The organism is Cryobacterium sp. MDB1-18-1 (genome assembly GCF_004402735.1).
GTDB classification, from domain to species: domain Bacteria; phylum Actinomycetota; class Actinomycetes; order Actinomycetales; family Microbacteriaceae; genus Cryobacterium; species Cryobacterium glucosi.
Window position 1 is genome coordinate 1 of the sequence record NZ_SOFR01000059.1, and the last position, 14,250, is coordinate 14,250.

The 14,250-nt window shown below is 66.5% G+C and carries 16 protein-coding genes; 5 read left to right on the top strand and 11 right to left on the bottom strand.

The annotated features are described in order from the left end of the window. Together E3O50_RS14860 and E3O50_RS19200 are read right to left on the bottom strand one after the other, a co-directional pair. Positions 1-490, bottom strand: a 490-nt coding sequence (locus E3O50_RS14860) for a DUF222 domain-containing protein (RefSeq protein ID WP_166790990.1), incomplete at its 3' end; no start/stop codon positions are given. Then, on the bottom strand, positions 445-798 hold the full coding sequence (locus E3O50_RS19200) for a hypothetical protein (protein WP_166790614.1): 354 nt from the start codon (positions 796-798) through the stop codon (positions 445-447). The genes E3O50_RS19200 and E3O50_RS14860, both read right to left, overlap by 46 nt. A gap of 203 nt (positions 799-1,001) precedes the next feature. On the opposite strand from E3O50_RS19200, the gene E3O50_RS14865 reads away from it, so the two are divergent. Next, positions 1,002-2,210, top strand: a complete 1,209-nt coding sequence (locus E3O50_RS14865) for an aminotransferase class I/II-fold pyridoxal phosphate-dependent enzyme (protein WP_198413605.1) — start codon at positions 1,002-1,004, stop codon at positions 2,208-2,210. Positions 2,211-2,255: 45 nt separating this feature from the next. On the opposite strand, the gene E3O50_RS14870 is transcribed toward E3O50_RS14865, so the two are convergent. Together E3O50_RS14870 and E3O50_RS14875 are read right to left on the bottom strand one after the other, a co-directional pair. Then, positions 2,256-3,125: an NYN domain-containing protein gene (locus tag E3O50_RS14870; protein WP_134445757.1), complete on the bottom strand. Its 870-nt coding sequence runs from the start codon at positions 3,123-3,125 to the stop codon at positions 2,256-2,258. A 9-nt stretch (positions 3,126-3,134) separates the two neighbouring features. Then, a complete protein-coding gene (locus E3O50_RS14875; RefSeq protein WP_134445756.1) occupies positions 3,135-3,611 on the bottom strand; it encodes a MarR family transcriptional regulator in 477 nt (158 codons plus the stop codon). Between the two features lie 69 nt (positions 3,612-3,680). Here E3O50_RS14875 and E3O50_RS14880 point away from each other — a divergent pair, with 69 nt between their 5' ends. After that, positions 3,681-4,052 (top strand): VOC family protein, encoded by a 372-nt coding sequence (locus E3O50_RS14880; protein ID WP_134445755.1) that lies wholly within the window; start codon positions 3,681-3,683, stop codon positions 4,050-4,052. 67 nt (positions 4,053-4,119) lie between these two features. On the opposite strand, the gene E3O50_RS14885 is transcribed toward E3O50_RS14880, so the two are convergent. Both E3O50_RS14885 and E3O50_RS14890 read right to left on the bottom strand, forming a co-directional pair. After that, positions 4,120-5,292: a GDSL-type esterase/lipase family protein gene (locus tag E3O50_RS14885; RefSeq protein ID WP_134558495.1), complete on the bottom strand. Its 1,173-nt coding sequence runs from the start codon at positions 5,290-5,292 to the stop codon at positions 4,120-4,122. Positions 5,293-5,365: 73 nt separating this feature from the next. Continuing rightward, positions 5,366-5,938, bottom strand: coding sequence for a TetR/AcrR family transcriptional regulator (locus E3O50_RS14890; RefSeq protein ID WP_134558494.1), 573 nt, complete (start codon positions 5,936-5,938; stop codon positions 5,366-5,368). 89 nt (positions 5,939-6,027) lie between these two features. On the opposite strand from E3O50_RS14890, the gene E3O50_RS14895 reads away from it, so the two are divergent. After that, positions 6,028-7,011 carry an alpha/beta hydrolase gene (locus E3O50_RS14895; RefSeq protein ID WP_134558493.1) on the top strand — a complete coding sequence of 328 codons (984 nt, stop codon included), beginning with the start codon at positions 6,028-6,030 and terminating at the stop codon, positions 7,009-7,011. Positions 7,012-7,112: 101 nt separating this feature from the next. On the opposite strand, the gene E3O50_RS14900 is transcribed toward E3O50_RS14895, so the two are convergent. The 5 genes from E3O50_RS14900 to E3O50_RS14920 form a co-directional block, all read right to left on the bottom strand. Continuing rightward, a complete protein-coding gene (locus E3O50_RS14900; protein ID WP_198413604.1) occupies positions 7,113-8,069 on the bottom strand; it encodes an EamA family transporter in 957 nt (318 codons plus the stop codon). A gap of 136 nt (positions 8,070-8,205) precedes the next feature. Then, complete coding sequence (locus tag E3O50_RS14905) at positions 8,206-9,171, bottom strand: BadF/BadG/BcrA/BcrD ATPase family protein (protein WP_134558492.1); 966 nt, start codon at positions 9,169-9,171, stop codon at positions 8,206-8,208. A gap of 5 nt (positions 9,172-9,176) precedes the next feature. Further along, positions 9,177-10,379 carry an SIS domain-containing protein gene (locus E3O50_RS14910; protein WP_198413603.1) on the bottom strand — a complete coding sequence of 401 codons (1,203 nt, stop codon included), beginning with the start codon at positions 10,377-10,379 and terminating at the stop codon, positions 9,177-9,179. Further along, positions 10,372-11,706 (bottom strand): D-tagatose-bisphosphate aldolase, class II, non-catalytic subunit, encoded by a 1,335-nt coding sequence (locus E3O50_RS14915; RefSeq protein WP_134445749.1) that lies wholly within the window; start codon positions 11,704-11,706, stop codon positions 10,372-10,374. The genes E3O50_RS14910 and E3O50_RS14915 overlap by 8 nt, the downstream gene beginning before the upstream one ends. Positions 11,707-11,785: 79 nt before the next feature. After that, on the bottom strand, positions 11,786-12,691 hold the full coding sequence (locus E3O50_RS14920; RefSeq protein ID WP_241975267.1) for a class II fructose-bisphosphate aldolase: 906 nt from the start codon (positions 12,689-12,691) through the stop codon (positions 11,786-11,788). 180 nt (positions 12,692-12,871) lie between these two features. On the opposite strand from E3O50_RS14920, the gene E3O50_RS14925 reads away from it, so the two are divergent. Continuing rightward, the gene (locus tag E3O50_RS14925) at positions 12,872-13,699 is read left to right on the top strand and encodes a DeoR/GlpR family DNA-binding transcription regulator (protein ID WP_134558490.1); all 828 of its coding nucleotides are present in this window, start codon (positions 12,872-12,874) and stop codon (positions 13,697-13,699) included. 179 nt (positions 13,700-13,878) lie between these two features. Beyond that, a partial coding sequence (locus E3O50_RS14930) for a hypothetical protein (protein WP_134558489.1) occupies positions 13,879-14,250 on the top strand: 372 nt, incomplete at its 3' end.

Genomic DNA, 14,250 nt, shown 5'->3' on the forward strand with positions numbered 1-14,250 from the left:
CCGGGCCCTGCAGGGTCAGCGCGGTGTCGAGGGTGCGGTGGTACGCGGCCTGCACCTTCTCCGCGTCCCCGGTCAGATACAGGGAGGCCATGCCGTCGTTGAGGGCCTGGAACACCACGTGCCGGTCCTCGACGCTTTTCTGGTGCCTCGCGGTGATGGTTTCCGGGTGGGTGCGTTCCCGCACCCTTCGGGCCCGGTCGGCGAGTTTCGCCACGGTCAGCACTTCCGCGTCGGGCACGAGGACCTCCTCGAACACGGCCCGGGCCCGGGCGGCCGCTTCCGGGTCACCGTCGANCGCCCGGGCGGCCGCTTCCGGGTCACCGTCGACTCGGATGCCCCAGGCCTGCTCCATGATGACTTGCGCGTGCCGGTAGCTGATCACCCCGGAGGCCAGAGCGTCCCGGGTTGCCGGGAGGTCTTCGGCGAGGGTGCGGCTGGCTTCGATCAGGGTCTCCGCCGCGGCAGCCGCAGCAGGGCGCCGACCTCGCACGTGAACTCCTCCTTCGTGGCTTCCTCCGGCGACCACGGCGGGCGCGGGCCGCCCGCCCGCACTGCGGCGTCCGCCCGGCCCCGGCCGACGTCGGCGAGCACCCGTTGGGCGGTGTAGATCGCGGCGGCCCGGCGAGCGGTGGCCTGATTGATTTCCCGGTCCGCATCCCGGATTGCGTCATAGAAATCGGCGAGGGGCTGCTCCACAAGGCTCAGATGCCGGGGGTTCAGGTACGAGTCGGGAGGGGTCCCGGGCGGGGGTTCCGCCGTGCTTTCCGAACGAATAGTTGAGGGTTCTTCAGCTGTCATACCGGTCACTCTACGGAGGACCACCGACATTCCACCGGCATCCGCACGCCCACAAATCACCTGTGGATAACCCGGTCAGAAAGCATTTGTTGAGGAGGGGGCACCACAATCCGCCGCTACGGGTCGGCCTGGTCTGTGGCGAGCTCAGCGGATTCCAACGACATGAAACACAGGAGTCCGCGTTGTTCCCGTAGCGTGGGGCCATGGTGAACACGCGTCCCGACAAGCATGATCCACTGTCCTTGAAAGACTCGACACTGGCCGTGCATGCGGGCAATACGGTCGATGCGGGGTCGGGTGCGATCCGCACCCCGATCGTGATGGCGAACTCCTATGCATTGCCGGAGGACCCGTCGTCGGTGAGCTGGTCGGGCACGGACGTGCCGCTCTACACCCGGAACTCGGGAGTCAACCAACTGGGACTGCAGGCGAAGCTCGCTGCCCTGGACGGTGGCGAGGACGCCGTCGTGCTGGCGTCGGGTGTCGCGGCGCTTCACGCGGTGTTCTTCACGTATCTGCGCTCCGGGGATCACGTCGTGGTCGCCGATGTCAGCTACGAGGCGACGTGGCGGTTGTTCACGGAGCTGCTTCCCGACAAGTACGGAATCGAGGCCACGTTCGTCGATATCAGCGATCTGGCCGCGGTCGCTGCGGCGATTCGACCGAATACGCGACTCGTGCACACGGAGGCGATCGCCAATCCGACGACCCGGGTTGCCGACATCGAGGCCCTGGCGGCGATCGCCCATCGGGCGGGCGCGCTGCTCGTTGTGGACTCCACCTTCACTCCGCCTCCGTTCTATCGACCTCTCGCGGACGGCGCCGACCTGGTCGTCCATTCCCTGACGAAGTACATCAATGGGCACGGCGACGCGATGGGCGGCGCGGTGATCGGCTCCCGCGAGCTGATCCAGCGCATCAAATCGGATGCGATGGTCGACGTGGGCGGAGTGATCTCGCCGTTCAACGCGTGGTTGATCACTCGCGGGTCGGTGACGCTGCCGCTTCGTCTCCGGCAGCATTTCGAGTCGGCCCAGTTGGTCGCCGAGTTCCTCGACTCCGACCCGCGGATCGCGTTCGTCGCTTTCCCCGGGCTCGCGAGCCACCCGCAGCATGAGCTCGCCGCGCGACAGTTCGCCGGTCGGGGCTATGGCGCGATGCTCGCGTTCGCCGTCGCGGGCGATCCGGAAACCCAGAACCGCTTCGTCTCCCAGCTCCGGGTGATCACCTCGGCCGTCTCGCTCGGTCATGACGAGTCGCTGATCGTTCATGTCGGCACGAGCGGACCGCGGGTCGCTGCGTACCCGGCGCCGTTCCGCGAGTTTGGGCATCTTCGATTCTCGGTCGGGCTCGAGGATCCTCTCGACCTGATCGCCGACCTGCGCGCGGCTCTCGACGCCACGTTCGCGTAGGCGTCACAGCCACAGCCACAGCCACGGTCGCAGCCGCAGCGAACGTCAGGCCCGGTTTCGCAACCGCGCGCGGCGGGCCTGACCGTCCTCCTGCAACTCCGCAATGGAACGCTGGGCCTTCAGGAAGTCCGTGAACGACTTGAAGCCGATCTTCTTCTCATCGAACCCGGGGTCGAGGCGCTTCATCTGCTGCTTGAGAGCGGATGCTGCCATCCAGCCGTCGACGTCGTCATTCGCCCGCCCGCGCAGGGCGCGCATGAGGAGTTTGCGGGCCTCCTTTGCGAGGTCCGGCGCCGGCGGCTCGACGGCCACTGTCGGAGTGGAGTGCGGAATGTCCTCGACGAGGTCTTCCCCGAGGTCTTCCCCGAGGTCTTCAACGAGGTCGTGGTAATACGAGAACTCGTCGCAGGCGTTCTTGAACGCCGCACTGGTCGAACCCTGCACACCGATCCCGATGACCGTGCGGCCCAGGCGCCGTGCGCTCTGGGCGAGCGGGATGTAGTCGGAGTCACCGGCGACGATCACAACGTGCGAGATGTCCTGCAGCCGGAAGAGGTCCTCAACAACATCGATCGCGAGGCGGATGTCCGCACCGTTCTTGGTTCCGGAGGTGTTGAAAAGCTGTACGAGGTCGACCGCGCGGTCGACGAGCTGCTTCTGGTACCGGGTGTTCGCGGGCGCGGCCCAGTCCGCATAGGCCCGGCTGATTGCGACGGCTCCGAAAGACGAAGCGAAGTCGAGGACGGCGCCGATGTTGACCGTGGCTTCCTGGAGCCGATCCGCGGTCTTGCCGGTGGCGGTGCGGGCCTTCTCTTTGATGAAGGCTCCACGACCATGCACATTGTCGTATTGGGAAATGATGATGTTGTCGAAATCGATGTAGACGGCGACACGTGTCTCGGACAGTTCAGCCATGCTTCAACGCTACCGCGCGGCGTCTTCACCGGTGGGAGCGTCTTCACCGGTGAGGGCATCCCGGCAGGCGACGAGCTGAGCGAGAAGTCCAGCATGCTCCGCGGGGGACAGGGGGGACAGCATCCGTTTCTCGACACGGGCGACCGCCGCACTCGCGCCCGCCAGCGCCGCGTGGCCGGCCGGGGTGAGGCGCGTCGGCCGCGCCCGGCCGTGTTCGGCGACATCGGCGCGCGCGACCAGACCGCGCTCCTGAAGACCGCGCAGTACCTCGTTCATCGATTGGCGCGTGACGAACGCCCCGCGGGCCAGATCGGCGTTCGATTGCTCCGGCTCGTGGCCGAGTAGCTCAAGCACCGAATACTGCGACACAGTCAGGCCCTGCGGGCGCAGAACCGCGTCCATCGAGGCGTGCAGGGCCGTCGCTGCCTGCTTGAGCAGATAACCCACCGACTCGGCCAGATCGCCGACCTTCTCCTCTTGACTCATGTCAGCATCCTGACACACAATAGTCATGTAAGGATCCTGACACGCGGGATTCGACGAGGAGAAGAAACCATGACTGTCACTGGACCCGATTTTCTAGCCCTGCAGGTGAGCGACCTCGAGCGGTCGGCGAACTTCTACGAGACGCTGCTCGGGCTGCGGCGCGCGCCCGTGAGCCCGCCCCACGCTGTTGTCTTCGCCACCGAGCCGATCGCCTTCGCCGTTCGGGAACCGATGCCGGGGTTCGACCTCGATGCCGTGCGCCCGTGGGCCGGTGCGGGAGTTGCGCTCTGGTTGCACGCCGATGACTCCCAGGCTGTGCACGACGTCCTGGTCGAAGCTGGAGTCCGGATCGTCAGCGCCCCTGCCCCCGGCCCGTTCGGTCTCACCTTCTCATTCAGCGACCCGGATGGCTACGTCGTCACCATCCACGACCAGGTCTGATGAGGAAGACGCCGGCCGGGCTCGCCAGACCGGTGCGACTGTATTGACCGGTACCCATTCGGAGTCGTCAGGCGACGAAGGGGCCTCCGGGTCCGAAGGCGAGCCCGGCGAAGCGCTCGCCGATGCGGTGGTGCGTCGCGGCATCCGGGTGGAGGTGGTCGGGCAACGGATGCTCGGCGAAGTCCGCGGCGCCGTAGAGGTCGAGGCCGTCGAGGTAGTGCAGGTTCGGATCTGTGGCCGCCCGCTGCTGCGCGACACGCGCGAGTTCCGCCCGGATCACCGTGAGCGTCAGCTTTCCGGCGGACGCTTCGGCCGGGTCCCCGGTGGCCACGAACTGCAGGCGACCGGAGGCGAGGGCGGCGAGGTCGAAGGCGCCGGGCCCGGGTGTGTCCTCGTGGATGGGGCAGAGGAGGGGCGAGACCAGCAGCAGCGGTGTTGTGGGGTGACCGTCGCGGATGGTGTCGAGGAAGCCGTTCACGGCTGGGGCGAAGGCGCGCAGGCGCATCAGGTCGAGATTGACCAGATTGATGCCGATCTTGACGCTGATCAGGTCGGCGGGGGTGTCGCGCATGGTGCGGGCGATGAAGGGGTCGAGCAGCGCGCTGCCGCCGAAGCCGAGGTTCACCAGATCGACATGGCCACTCGAAGCGGCAAGCGCCGGCCAGGTCTCGGTGGGATTGGCGGCGTTGGAGCCGTGGCTGATCGAGCTGCCGTGGTGCAGCCAGACCCGGTTGCCTGTCGCAGGCGCGGGTTCGATGGGCCCGTTGGAACGGAGGGCGACGAGCTCGGTTCGTTCGTTGTGCGGGAGCCAGATCTCGATGTTCTTCAGGTGATCCGGCAGGCCGGTGAAGCGGAGGGTGCTGACGGGGCCGAGGTGGTTCGTGGTGGCGCCTGTGGCCATGTCCACGGTGACGGTGATGCCGGTCGTCGCGATGGCCTGACCGGCGAGCTTCCCGTCCACGAGGAGTTGGTACACGCCGATCGGGCGCGGCGGGGCGCCGAGGTAGACCAGCTTGGTGGGCAGTACGTCGAGTTCGAGGTCGGTTGCTCGGGTGCTGAAGGCCAGCCGGACCCCGGAGGGCTGGGCTTCCATGGCGGCCAGCTGCGGGTCGGCGTATGCGCGAGCCCACGCGGGCAGGCGGTGCGGGAGCACGCCGTGGACGGTCTGTTCCAGATCGAGCGCGCCGCGGAGGAGGCCGGGGGTGATGGGCGAGGTGATCCAGTCGTGCTGGGAGGACATCTGTGAACTTTCTGATCGGGGATTTGCGAGGTGGGAGTCGTGGTGAGGGTGCCGGACGCGTGGCGTTCTGGCGTTATTCGGGCGCCGGCCAGGCGCGTAACAGGGCGTCGAGGGCGTCCAGGGTGCGAGTCCAGGACTCCTGGGAGTCGGGGGGACTGTTGCTGAAACCGCCCTCCAGCTCGAGGGTCGCAAAGCCATGGAAGACGCTGCCGAGCAGTCGGACGGCATGCGTCTGGTCCGGTTCCGCCAGGTCGTATCCGCGCAGGATTGCGCGGGTCATCGCGGAGTGGCGGACGCCGGCGCTGGCGATCGCGGTCTCCCGGTCGAGCCGGAAGTGCATGGCGGCGTAACGACCGGGATGTTCGCGGGCGTAGTCGCGGTAGACGTTGCCGAGCGCGACCAGGGCATCTTTGCCTGCCCGGCCGGCCACGGCATCCGCTGCCCGGTCAGCGAGTTCCTGCAGCGCGAGCAGGGCGATCCTGGTCTTGAGATCGTGCGAGTTAGTGACGTGGGAGTACAGGCTCGCGACCTTGACGTCGAAATGCCTGGCCAGTGCCGAGAGCGTGACCTGGTCGAATCCGACCTCGTCGGCGAGTTCAGCGCCCGCCTGGGTCAGGCGTTCCGCGGTCAGTCCTGCGCGTGCCATGAGAAGCTTTCCATTTTGCTAATGCTACATCGGTTTTGCCTAATACATTTAGGTAGATTCGCGACGGGCGCCGCGGGGATAATTTCCCCATGAGCGACACGCGCAGAATCCGGTCGGCGGGCGGGGCGACAGCCGGTCGAGCCGACATGGCCTTCTTCTGGGCTGGCCGCGTCGTGGCGACGCTCGGCGTGATCGTCACCGCCTGGGCGGCACTGTCGACCGGGTCGATGCTTGTGCACGGACATCCGGCCTACCTGGTCCTCCTCGTCCTCACGTTTGCCGTCAGCCTGACGGTTGCGCTGCGCTCCTGGCTCACGCGTACGGTCCGGCATCGCGGGCGCACGGGTATCCGGGGTGTCCTCGTTGCGCTGTCGCTCGGAGTGATCGCGCTGGCCTGGTGGCTCGTGCCGTCATCGGCCGTTGAGCCGGCCCTGTCCGCCATGGACTCCGACACGAGCGTGACTGTGACCGAGACGGCCGACCAGATCGTGCTGCAGCCCACGGGGGCCGTGAGCGACGTCGGGGTGTTCTTCCAGCCCGGCGCGCGAGTCGACGCTCGCGCATACGCGGCCGTGCTGCGCCCGCTCGCCGCGGCCGGGCACGTGGTCGTCATCCCCAAGCAGCCGTTCGGGATTGCGTTCCTCTCGACGGGAGCATTCGGGTCGGCGCGCGCCGCGCATCCGCCGGTCGAACGTTGGGTGGTCGGCGGCCACTCTCTCGGCGGGACGGTCGCGGCGATGGATGCCCAGTCTTTCGCCGGTGCGTCGACAGACCCGGTTGTCGGGTTGTTGTTCTTCGCCTCATATCCCGCGAACGACCTGAGCGGGCTGGGCGCCGGCGTGCTGTCGATCTCCGGTACGAACGACGGTCTGGCGACTCCGGACAAGATCAGCGCGTCGAAAGCGTCGCTGCCTGCGGATGCGCGATACCTCGTGATCGAGGGCGGCGTGCACGCTTTCTTCGGCGACTACGGCCCACAGTCCGGGGACGGAGAGCCGTCCATCTCCCAGGATGCCGCGCGCGCCGAAATTTCGGCGGCGAGCGTCGACTTCGTGAACGCCTTCGACCACTAGGACGACGATGGCCCGCCCGCACGCTTCTCGATGTTCGAGACGCGTGCGGGCGGGCCGGTGCGGAGCTGGCAGTGACCGTGCCGGTCAACCCACTGTGCCTGCTAACCCACGGTGTCTGCGGGCTCGTGGGTCTTCTTCGGCGCGCTGTCCTCGTTCTCGAGCAGAGCGGGCGGCAGCGCCTCCCCACGTCGTTCGTCGCTGTAGACCATGAGGGTCGAGCCGACGAGCGCCAGGACAATCGCGATCGTTCCGAAAATGGTCGGCAGCGTCTGGTAGACGACGAGCGACACCACGATAGTGAGAACGGGGGCGAGGGCGTTCGTCGTGGGCGCAACGATGGATGCCTTGCCTCGGCTCAGTGCCATGACGAGGAACAACGCGCCGACCGCATTGAGGAGCTGGGTGGCGGCGGTCAATGCGGGCGCCTGCCAGGGGACGTCGAGCGGGAGGCCGCCCATCGCCATGATCGCAAACGGAGTGAGGATCAGGCCGCTGATGGCCATCCAGGCGAAGGTCGTCGCGTCGTTCACTCCGATGGTCGCCGCCTTCCGCATGAAGAAGGCCTGCACGCCCCACGCAATGCAGACGAAGATGGCGATAACCAGCCAAGGACCGGATGTGGCGTCCCCTGAGCCGCCGGCGACGCTGAAGAGAACGATGGCGGCCAGTGCCGCGACCAAGCCGATGACGGCGACCTTGGGCAGGCGCTCGCGGAGGAACGCCACGGCCATGAGAACGGTGATGGCCGGCGAAATGGAGATGATCGGGAAGATCAGGTATGCGGGACCGGACGACAGGGCGTTGAACAGGAGCAGCTGGCCGCCGGCCCCGGTCAGGCCGATGAGGAGACCGTACATGGCGGCCTTCGGGCGGCGGTCGAACTTCTGGCCGCGCAGCGCGAAGACTGCCGGGATGATCATCACGACGGCCCAGATCACGTAGACCATTTCATCCGGGTACCCGTAGAGGGTGATGGGGAGGGACGAGAATGCGCCCCAGACTCCCCAGAACAGCACCAATAGTGCTGCGTAAAATATCCAACTCTGCGTTTTCTTCACAATGATCTCCTCGTTGACATCTGTTACTTGCTTGGACTTACTCAGGGGGACGTGCGTGGTGGTGCGTAGTGCGTGGTGCGTAGTGCGTAGTGCGTAGTGCGTAGTGCGTAGTGCGTGGTGCGTGGTGCGGGTGAGGTCAGTGGGACCGGAGTTGCGCCAGCGCGGCTTCGGACAGCGGGGTGCCCGCCTTCTTCGCGGCGTAGAGCGCTGCGCCGACGGCGGGGCCGAACAGCGGAGTGCGTAACTCGTATTTCGGCGGCAGTGCCGAAAGCGCCTCTTCGAATCCGCTGCGGACGGCGGCGGCCGTGAACATGCCTCCCGAATAGGACACGGGGACCGTGTCGTCGTCGCCGAAACCGAGCTCCGTGCGCGTCGTGTCGACGATCCTGGCCAGCTCGGCGCAGGCATCCGTGAGGATCTGCGCGGCGATGAGGTCGCCCTGGGCGGCGGCTTCGACGACGGTTTTGGAGAGGTCGGCGATCGCCCCTCGCTGTCCCTTCCACTGATTCACGACGACGTCGATCAGGTCGAGATCGCTGTTCACGTCGGCACGGGCCTTGACGACGTCGTAGAGGGGGCCGCGGGGGAGCCTGCCGTCGCTCATCCGGGTGAAGGCGTTGAGGCCGCGGATCGCGATCCAGTATGCGGAGCCTTCGTCGCCGAAGAGCTCGCTCCAGCCGCCGACCCGGTGGCCATGGCCTGCACGTTCTCCGTAGGTCATCGAGCCGGTTCCGCTGATCACGTTGATCCCGTCGACGGCACCGAGGGATCCGGCCCAGCCGCACACCATGTCGTTGTCGCACGTGTAGCGGTCGTGCCCGAGCACCGCGCGGGGCACGGCGTTCAGCCGTTCGATATCAGAGCTGACCTCGCCGTATCCCGGGAGCCCGAAGAAGGCCTGGTCAATGTCCTTCGTCTCGAGTCCGGCCTGGGCGGCGATCGTGCCGATGCCCTGGGCGAGGATTCGGCCGACGAGCTCGATGCCCTCGCTGAAGTAATAGCAACTCGGTGTCTGTGTTTCCGCGACGATGTCTCCGGAGTCGTTGAGGAGGACGAAGGCGGTTTTTGAGCCGCCGCCGTCAACCCCGAGGAAGAATGACATGGCTCTCAGCTCGCGTTCGTGAGGGTGCCCGCGGCCGCGGACAGCGGGTGGATGTGCACGCCCTTGACGACGCGGTTGACAGTTCCGCCCGGGAACGGGTTGTCGGGGGTGGCGCCGAGCGTGAGGGAGAACGAGAGCCCCAGAAGCTGCGCGATGACGATGTAGCCGACGGCCAGGAACGCGTCATCCAGGCCCGCGAGGTCCGAGAGGATCCACGAATGGCCGTCGGCTGCCGGCAGTGGCAGGGAGGAGATCGCGACGACGCGTTCGGGGCTGAGCGCTGTGCGCAGTTCGGCGATGATGTCGAGGTCATACTCGCGGGTATAGGGGTCGGAAGACACGTAGACCAGGGCGAGCGTGGTCTCATCGAGGACGGCCTTGGGGCCGTGGCGGAAGCCGAGGGACGAGTCGTAGTAGGTGACAATCGCACCGGCCGTCAGTTCGAGGACCTTGAGGGCTGATTCGCGGGCGAGGCCGGTCAGTGGCCCGCTGCCGATGTAGACGATGCGTTCGTAGCCGGCCTCTGCCAGTGCGCGGATCTCGGGCTGGCGGCAGTCGATGATCTGCGTTGCGGCCGTGGAAAGGGCGGCAACGGCGTCGTCGTTCGCGCCGCCGAGAATCAGGAGACTTGACAGGAGCATCGACGTGAAGCTCGACGTCATTGCGAAGCCTTCGTCGTTGGAGCGACGCGGCATCAGCACGACCTTCGAGTGTGCGCGTCCCTGATGGTCCGTGAAGAGGTTCCCGTCTTCGTTGCAGGTCAGAATCAGGTGGCTGACGTCGGTGAGCACCTGGTCGGCGAGGACCGTTGCGGCGCTGCTCTCCGGGCTGTTGCCCGAGCGGGCGAAGGAGACGAGCAGGGTGGGAACGTCTTCGGCGAAGCTCTCCCGGGGATTCGAGACGATGTCCGTCGTGGCCACGGCGTCAACGCGGCGGCCGAGGAGTCGCGACAGTGCCGGTGCCGCGATGTCGCCGACGAAGGCGGATGTCCCTGCTCCCGTGAGAACGATGCGCAAGTCGGATTGGGAGAGGAGGGGTGCGAGGAAGGCATCGATGTCGGTGCGCTGGGCGGCGATGTTCGCCGAGGCCTCGCGCCAGACATCCGGTTGCTGGGCGATCTCGCGGACGGTGGCTTCAGACCCGGGGCCTGCGGCGTGGCCGATGGTCGCCGATGCGGCTGGGGTGGATGTGGCGGTGGGGTTAGACAAGGAGTGCTCCCTGGATGGTGGTGGTTGTCGTGGAACGGTCGCGGACCGTCGGGAAACAGGCGAAGGCATATGGGCGCAGGGCGTCGCGGATCTTGTCCACGACGAGCTCGCGCGGTTCGGGAGCAAGGCTCCCGGCCCGCACCCTGGCGTATTGCTCGGGAAGGAACTGGCTGATCAGGGGAAGCGGAATCTGCAGGGCGGAGAGGTTGTCGTAGAGGCGGTTCTCGGCGGCTTCGATCTCCGGGTCCGGCCAGTAGTAGCGCAGCCGGTCGCTGTAGCTGAACCGGCGGGCAAGGCGCTGCTGCTGGGCCGTGCCCTCGTAGTAACCCGCCCAATAGTCCGGACGGGCGAGCATCCGCCGTTCGATGACCTCGACGAGTGCGGAGCGATCCGCGACCGGCACGAGCTCGTCTTCGATCTTCGCGAGGGCGAAGAGGGCTTCCCGCATCGCGAACGTCAGTCCGGGTCCGACCTTGAGGATCGCCCAGTGGTCTTCGACGAGTTCGGCGAGCCGGCCCGTCTCCTGGTAGTCGGTGGAGTGGGCCTCGAACACCAGTCCCGGCTCGTCGTTCAGGACGGTCCGCAGCTGCACGGTCCCTTCGCGGTGGTAGTCGATGACCTGCAGGTGGTCGAATTCCACGGCGGGCTGCACGACGAGCGCGATGATGCGTGGCCAGATGTCGGTGAGGCCGACCTTCTCGAATGCGGCGCGGTGTCGGTCGAGGGTCGCTCGTGCCGCCACGGCGGATGTCGCAGTCAGGGTGCCGAGGGTCTCGTGCGCGCCTCCCGGTACCGGGACCTCTGTGCCGATCACGTACAGGATGTCGCTCGGGAGACCGGCGCGCGTGGCTGTATCCTCGGCAACCCGCAACAGCCGTGCTGAGCGATCGGCCGCGAGGTCGTCGCCGACCGGCACGGGATCCCCGGCGCAGGACATGCTGCAGTCCAGGTGGATCTTGGTATAGCCGGCTTCGACGTATGCCGTGACGAGGGCGTCGGCATTCGCCATGGCCTCGTCAGCGCTGAGGTTCTGCCATCGGTTGGGACCGAGGTGGTCGCCACCGAGGACAAGGCGGTCCCTGGCGAAGCCGACCCTGTCGGCGATCGAGTAGACCAGATCACGGAAGTCGGCCGGACGCATGCCGGTGTACCCGCCGAACTGGTCGACCTGGTTGGATGTGGCCTCGATGAGAACGTAGGTTCCGTCGGCATCCGCCTGGCGGATGGCAGCCTCGAGCACGGTCGGGTGCGCCGAGCATACTGAATAGATTCCGACGGTTTCACCCGCCTTATGCCGACGTACCGTGTTCCAGAGTTGATTAACCATTGTGCTCCTTTGCAGTCCCACGGGCGTCCCGTTGTTCGGGGCGGGGTGGTTCGATCGATGGGTCTCGGGGGTGGATGGGTCAGCGGGTACCCAGCCCGGTGAGGAGGGCTGAATCCGAGGTGGTGGGGTTGTGCGCCGCTGCCGCGTCGAGCACGGTGCACAGGTGCGTGACGGTGCGGGAGATGGACTCGCAGCCGTCGCGAATGTACGTGCGCGGATCGGTGACATCCGGGTTGGTGGCCAGGAACCGCCGGACGCCGCCCGTGAATGCGATGTTCAGTGCCGTTCCGACGTTGATCTTGCGCATTCCGGCGGCGATGGCCGCGACGAGCGTCGTGTCGCTGACGCCGGAGGAGCCGTGGAGGACGAGGGGGACGGGCACGATTCCGGCAAGTTGGGCGATGAGCGCGAGGTCGAGCTCGGCAACCTGTGACGTCATCGCGTGTGAACTGCCGACCGCAACGGCGAGCCCGTCAACGGTGGTTTGCGCGACGAAGTCACGCGCCTCATCGGGCTGGGTGCGTGCGAGCGGGGAGTGCGCGCCGTCTTTGCCGCCGATTTCGCCCAGCTCAGCCTCGACCCAGAGGCCGCGGGCGTGGGCGCGCCGAGCCAGTTCGCGGGTCTGGCGAACGTTCTGGTCGTGGGGGAGATGAGCGGCATCGACCATGATCGAGCTCACGCCGAGATCGTTCGCCAGATCGATGGCGTATTCGGTGAGCGCAAGGTCCTGGAAATGGTCGAGATGAATGGAGATGGGCGCGGAGGACTCGGCGGCGATCTTCGCGCAGGCCGCGATGATCGGCGAGATCCTGCCGTTGTGGAACCGGATCGCGTTCTCGCTCACCTGGAGAATCGCGCCGGTATTGGCGCGCTCCACTCCGATCGCGATGGCTTCGGCGTGCTCGAGGGTGATCACGTTGAAGGCGAGAACGGCACGGTTGCCTGCGCCGAAGTGGTCGATGAGATCGCGAGTTGTGGCGAGCAAGATGACGAGCTCCTCCCGGCAGTGATGGAGTGCGATTCGGGCGATGTCGGCTCGACACCATCCGTGCACTGGACCAACACGATTGCCATGGCTTGATCCTGCGCCAGAATGCGCGTATCGCGCAATATTCCTGCTAAAGTGGACAGAAATACTGCGCGTTTCAACTCGGTTAGGCGTCCCATGATCCAGAACGGCTCGTATCCATCCACCCCTCGTGCGGTCTCCGGCAAGCGCTCAGAGCGGATGCGCTTGGTGCTGTCGCTCCTTCACGAACAGACGAGCATGTCGCAGTCCGCGCTCGCGGAGGCGCTCGGTATTTCGGCGGCGACCCTGCGGCGCGATCTGGCGGACCTGGACGAACAGGGGCTGCTCGTGCGGACGCATGGCGGGGCCCGCGCCCTGGATGCCCGCAGCGAAATTCCCGTTCGGCTCCGGAATACCCAGTTCCGTGAGGCCAAGCAGTTGATCGCGCGTCGTGCGGTGGAAATGATCCCCGCTGGACCGTATGCGATAGCCCTGAGTGGGGGGACCACGACGGCCGAGGTCGCCCGGGCGCTCAGTAATCGGTCAGGACTGACCATTGTGACGAATTCGCTCACTATTGCGCTGGAGTGCGCGGCACGCCCGAAGCTCAAGGTGATCATGACGGGAGGCGTCGTTCGGCAGAGCTCCTTCGAGGCGGTCGGCTCGCTGTCCGAGAACACGTTCAAGGCGATCAACGTGGGCACTGCCGTTCTGGGCACCGACGGCATCAGCGTGTCAGGGGGTGTGACGACCCACGATGAAACCGAAGCGCGCACCAATCACGCCATGGTTGCCAACGCCCAGCGTGTGATCGTCGTTGCCGACGGTTCGAAAGTCGGACAGGTCACCCTCGCGAAGATGGCCGACCTGAGCGAGATCGACGATTTCGTCACAGATTCCGACGCGGACCCCGCCGCGCTTCAGTTGATCGCAGACGCCGGGGTAACCGTACACATCGTCGACCTCAGCGCTGTGCGTCGGTAGGGCACGGCATAGTCCTCAGAATGTTCGCCGTGACACAGAGGCCGCGGCCGACACGCAGGCGGGAGGACGTTGCGCGCGCGGCGATGTGGTCGTGATCAAATTTGATTTCTGAATAAGTAAGCCATTTAATTAACTGAGTAAGTCTCGTATTCGTATTCGATTCGGGGTAGAATCGGGGCATGGCAGGAGCTTCCGATCCCCAGTCACACACCCCGCAGGCCCACGATTCAGTGGCCGCGGGTGATCAGCCCACCGCAGTCGTCGAGTCGGCCTATTCGGTCGCGGTTGCCGAGGGTTTCGAGGGCTCGGAGGGTCTGGCCGGCTCGGTGCCGTCGGTGCATGCGGATGCTGTCGCCCGGCTCGTGGAGGCGCAGGCGGTTCTCGCAGAGGCCCTGGCCGCGATCCCGGTCGGGCTGCTCAGCGACACAGAAGCGGTCACTGCTCTGAAGGAAGTGGAGGCGATCGGTCGGACGGTTGACGCGGCCCGGGTGAGCACGGCGACGGATGTGGACCGGCGGGCCCGGGTCCTCGGCCGCGAAGGTCTGGCCTGG

Excerpts from the sequence above, each read along its gene's own strand:
- E3O50_RS19200 (WP_166790614.1), bottom strand. The coding sequence starts at position 798 with ATGACAGCTGAAGAACCCTCAACTATTCGTTCGGAAAGCACGGCGGAA.
- E3O50_RS14865 (WP_198413605.1), top strand. The coding sequence starts at position 1,002 with ATGGTGAACACGCGTCCCGACAAGCATGATCCACTGTCCTTGAAAGAC.
- E3O50_RS14870 (WP_134445757.1), bottom strand. The coding sequence starts at position 3,125 with ATGGCTGAACTGTCCGAGACACGTGTCGCCGTCTACATCGATTTCGAC.
- E3O50_RS14875 (WP_134445756.1), bottom strand. The coding sequence starts at position 3,611 with ATGAGTCAAGAGGAGAAGGTCGGCGATCTGGCCGAGTCGGTGGGTTAT.
- E3O50_RS14880 (WP_134445755.1), top strand. The coding sequence starts at position 3,681 with ATGACTGTCACTGGACCCGATTTTCTAGCCCTGCAGGTGAGCGACCTC.
- E3O50_RS14885 (WP_134558495.1), bottom strand. The coding sequence starts at position 5,292 with ATGTCCTCCCAGCACGACTGGATCACCTCGCCCATCACCCCCGGCCTC.
- E3O50_RS14890 (WP_134558494.1), bottom strand. The coding sequence starts at position 5,938 with ATGGCACGCGCAGGACTGACCGCGGAACGCCTGACCCAGGCGGGCGCT.
- E3O50_RS14895 (WP_134558493.1), top strand. The coding sequence starts at position 6,028 with ATGAGCGACACGCGCAGAATCCGGTCGGCGGGCGGGGCGACAGCCGGT.
- E3O50_RS14905 (WP_134558492.1), bottom strand. The coding sequence starts at position 9,171 with ATGTCATTCTTCCTCGGGGTTGACGGCGGCGGCTCAAAAACCGCCTTC.
- E3O50_RS14915 (WP_134445749.1), bottom strand. The coding sequence starts at position 11,706 with ATGGTTAATCAACTCTGGAACACGGTACGTCGGCATAAGGCGGGTGAA.
- E3O50_RS14925 (WP_134558490.1), top strand. The coding sequence starts at position 12,872 with ATGATCCAGAACGGCTCGTATCCATCCACCCCTCGTGCGGTCTCCGGC.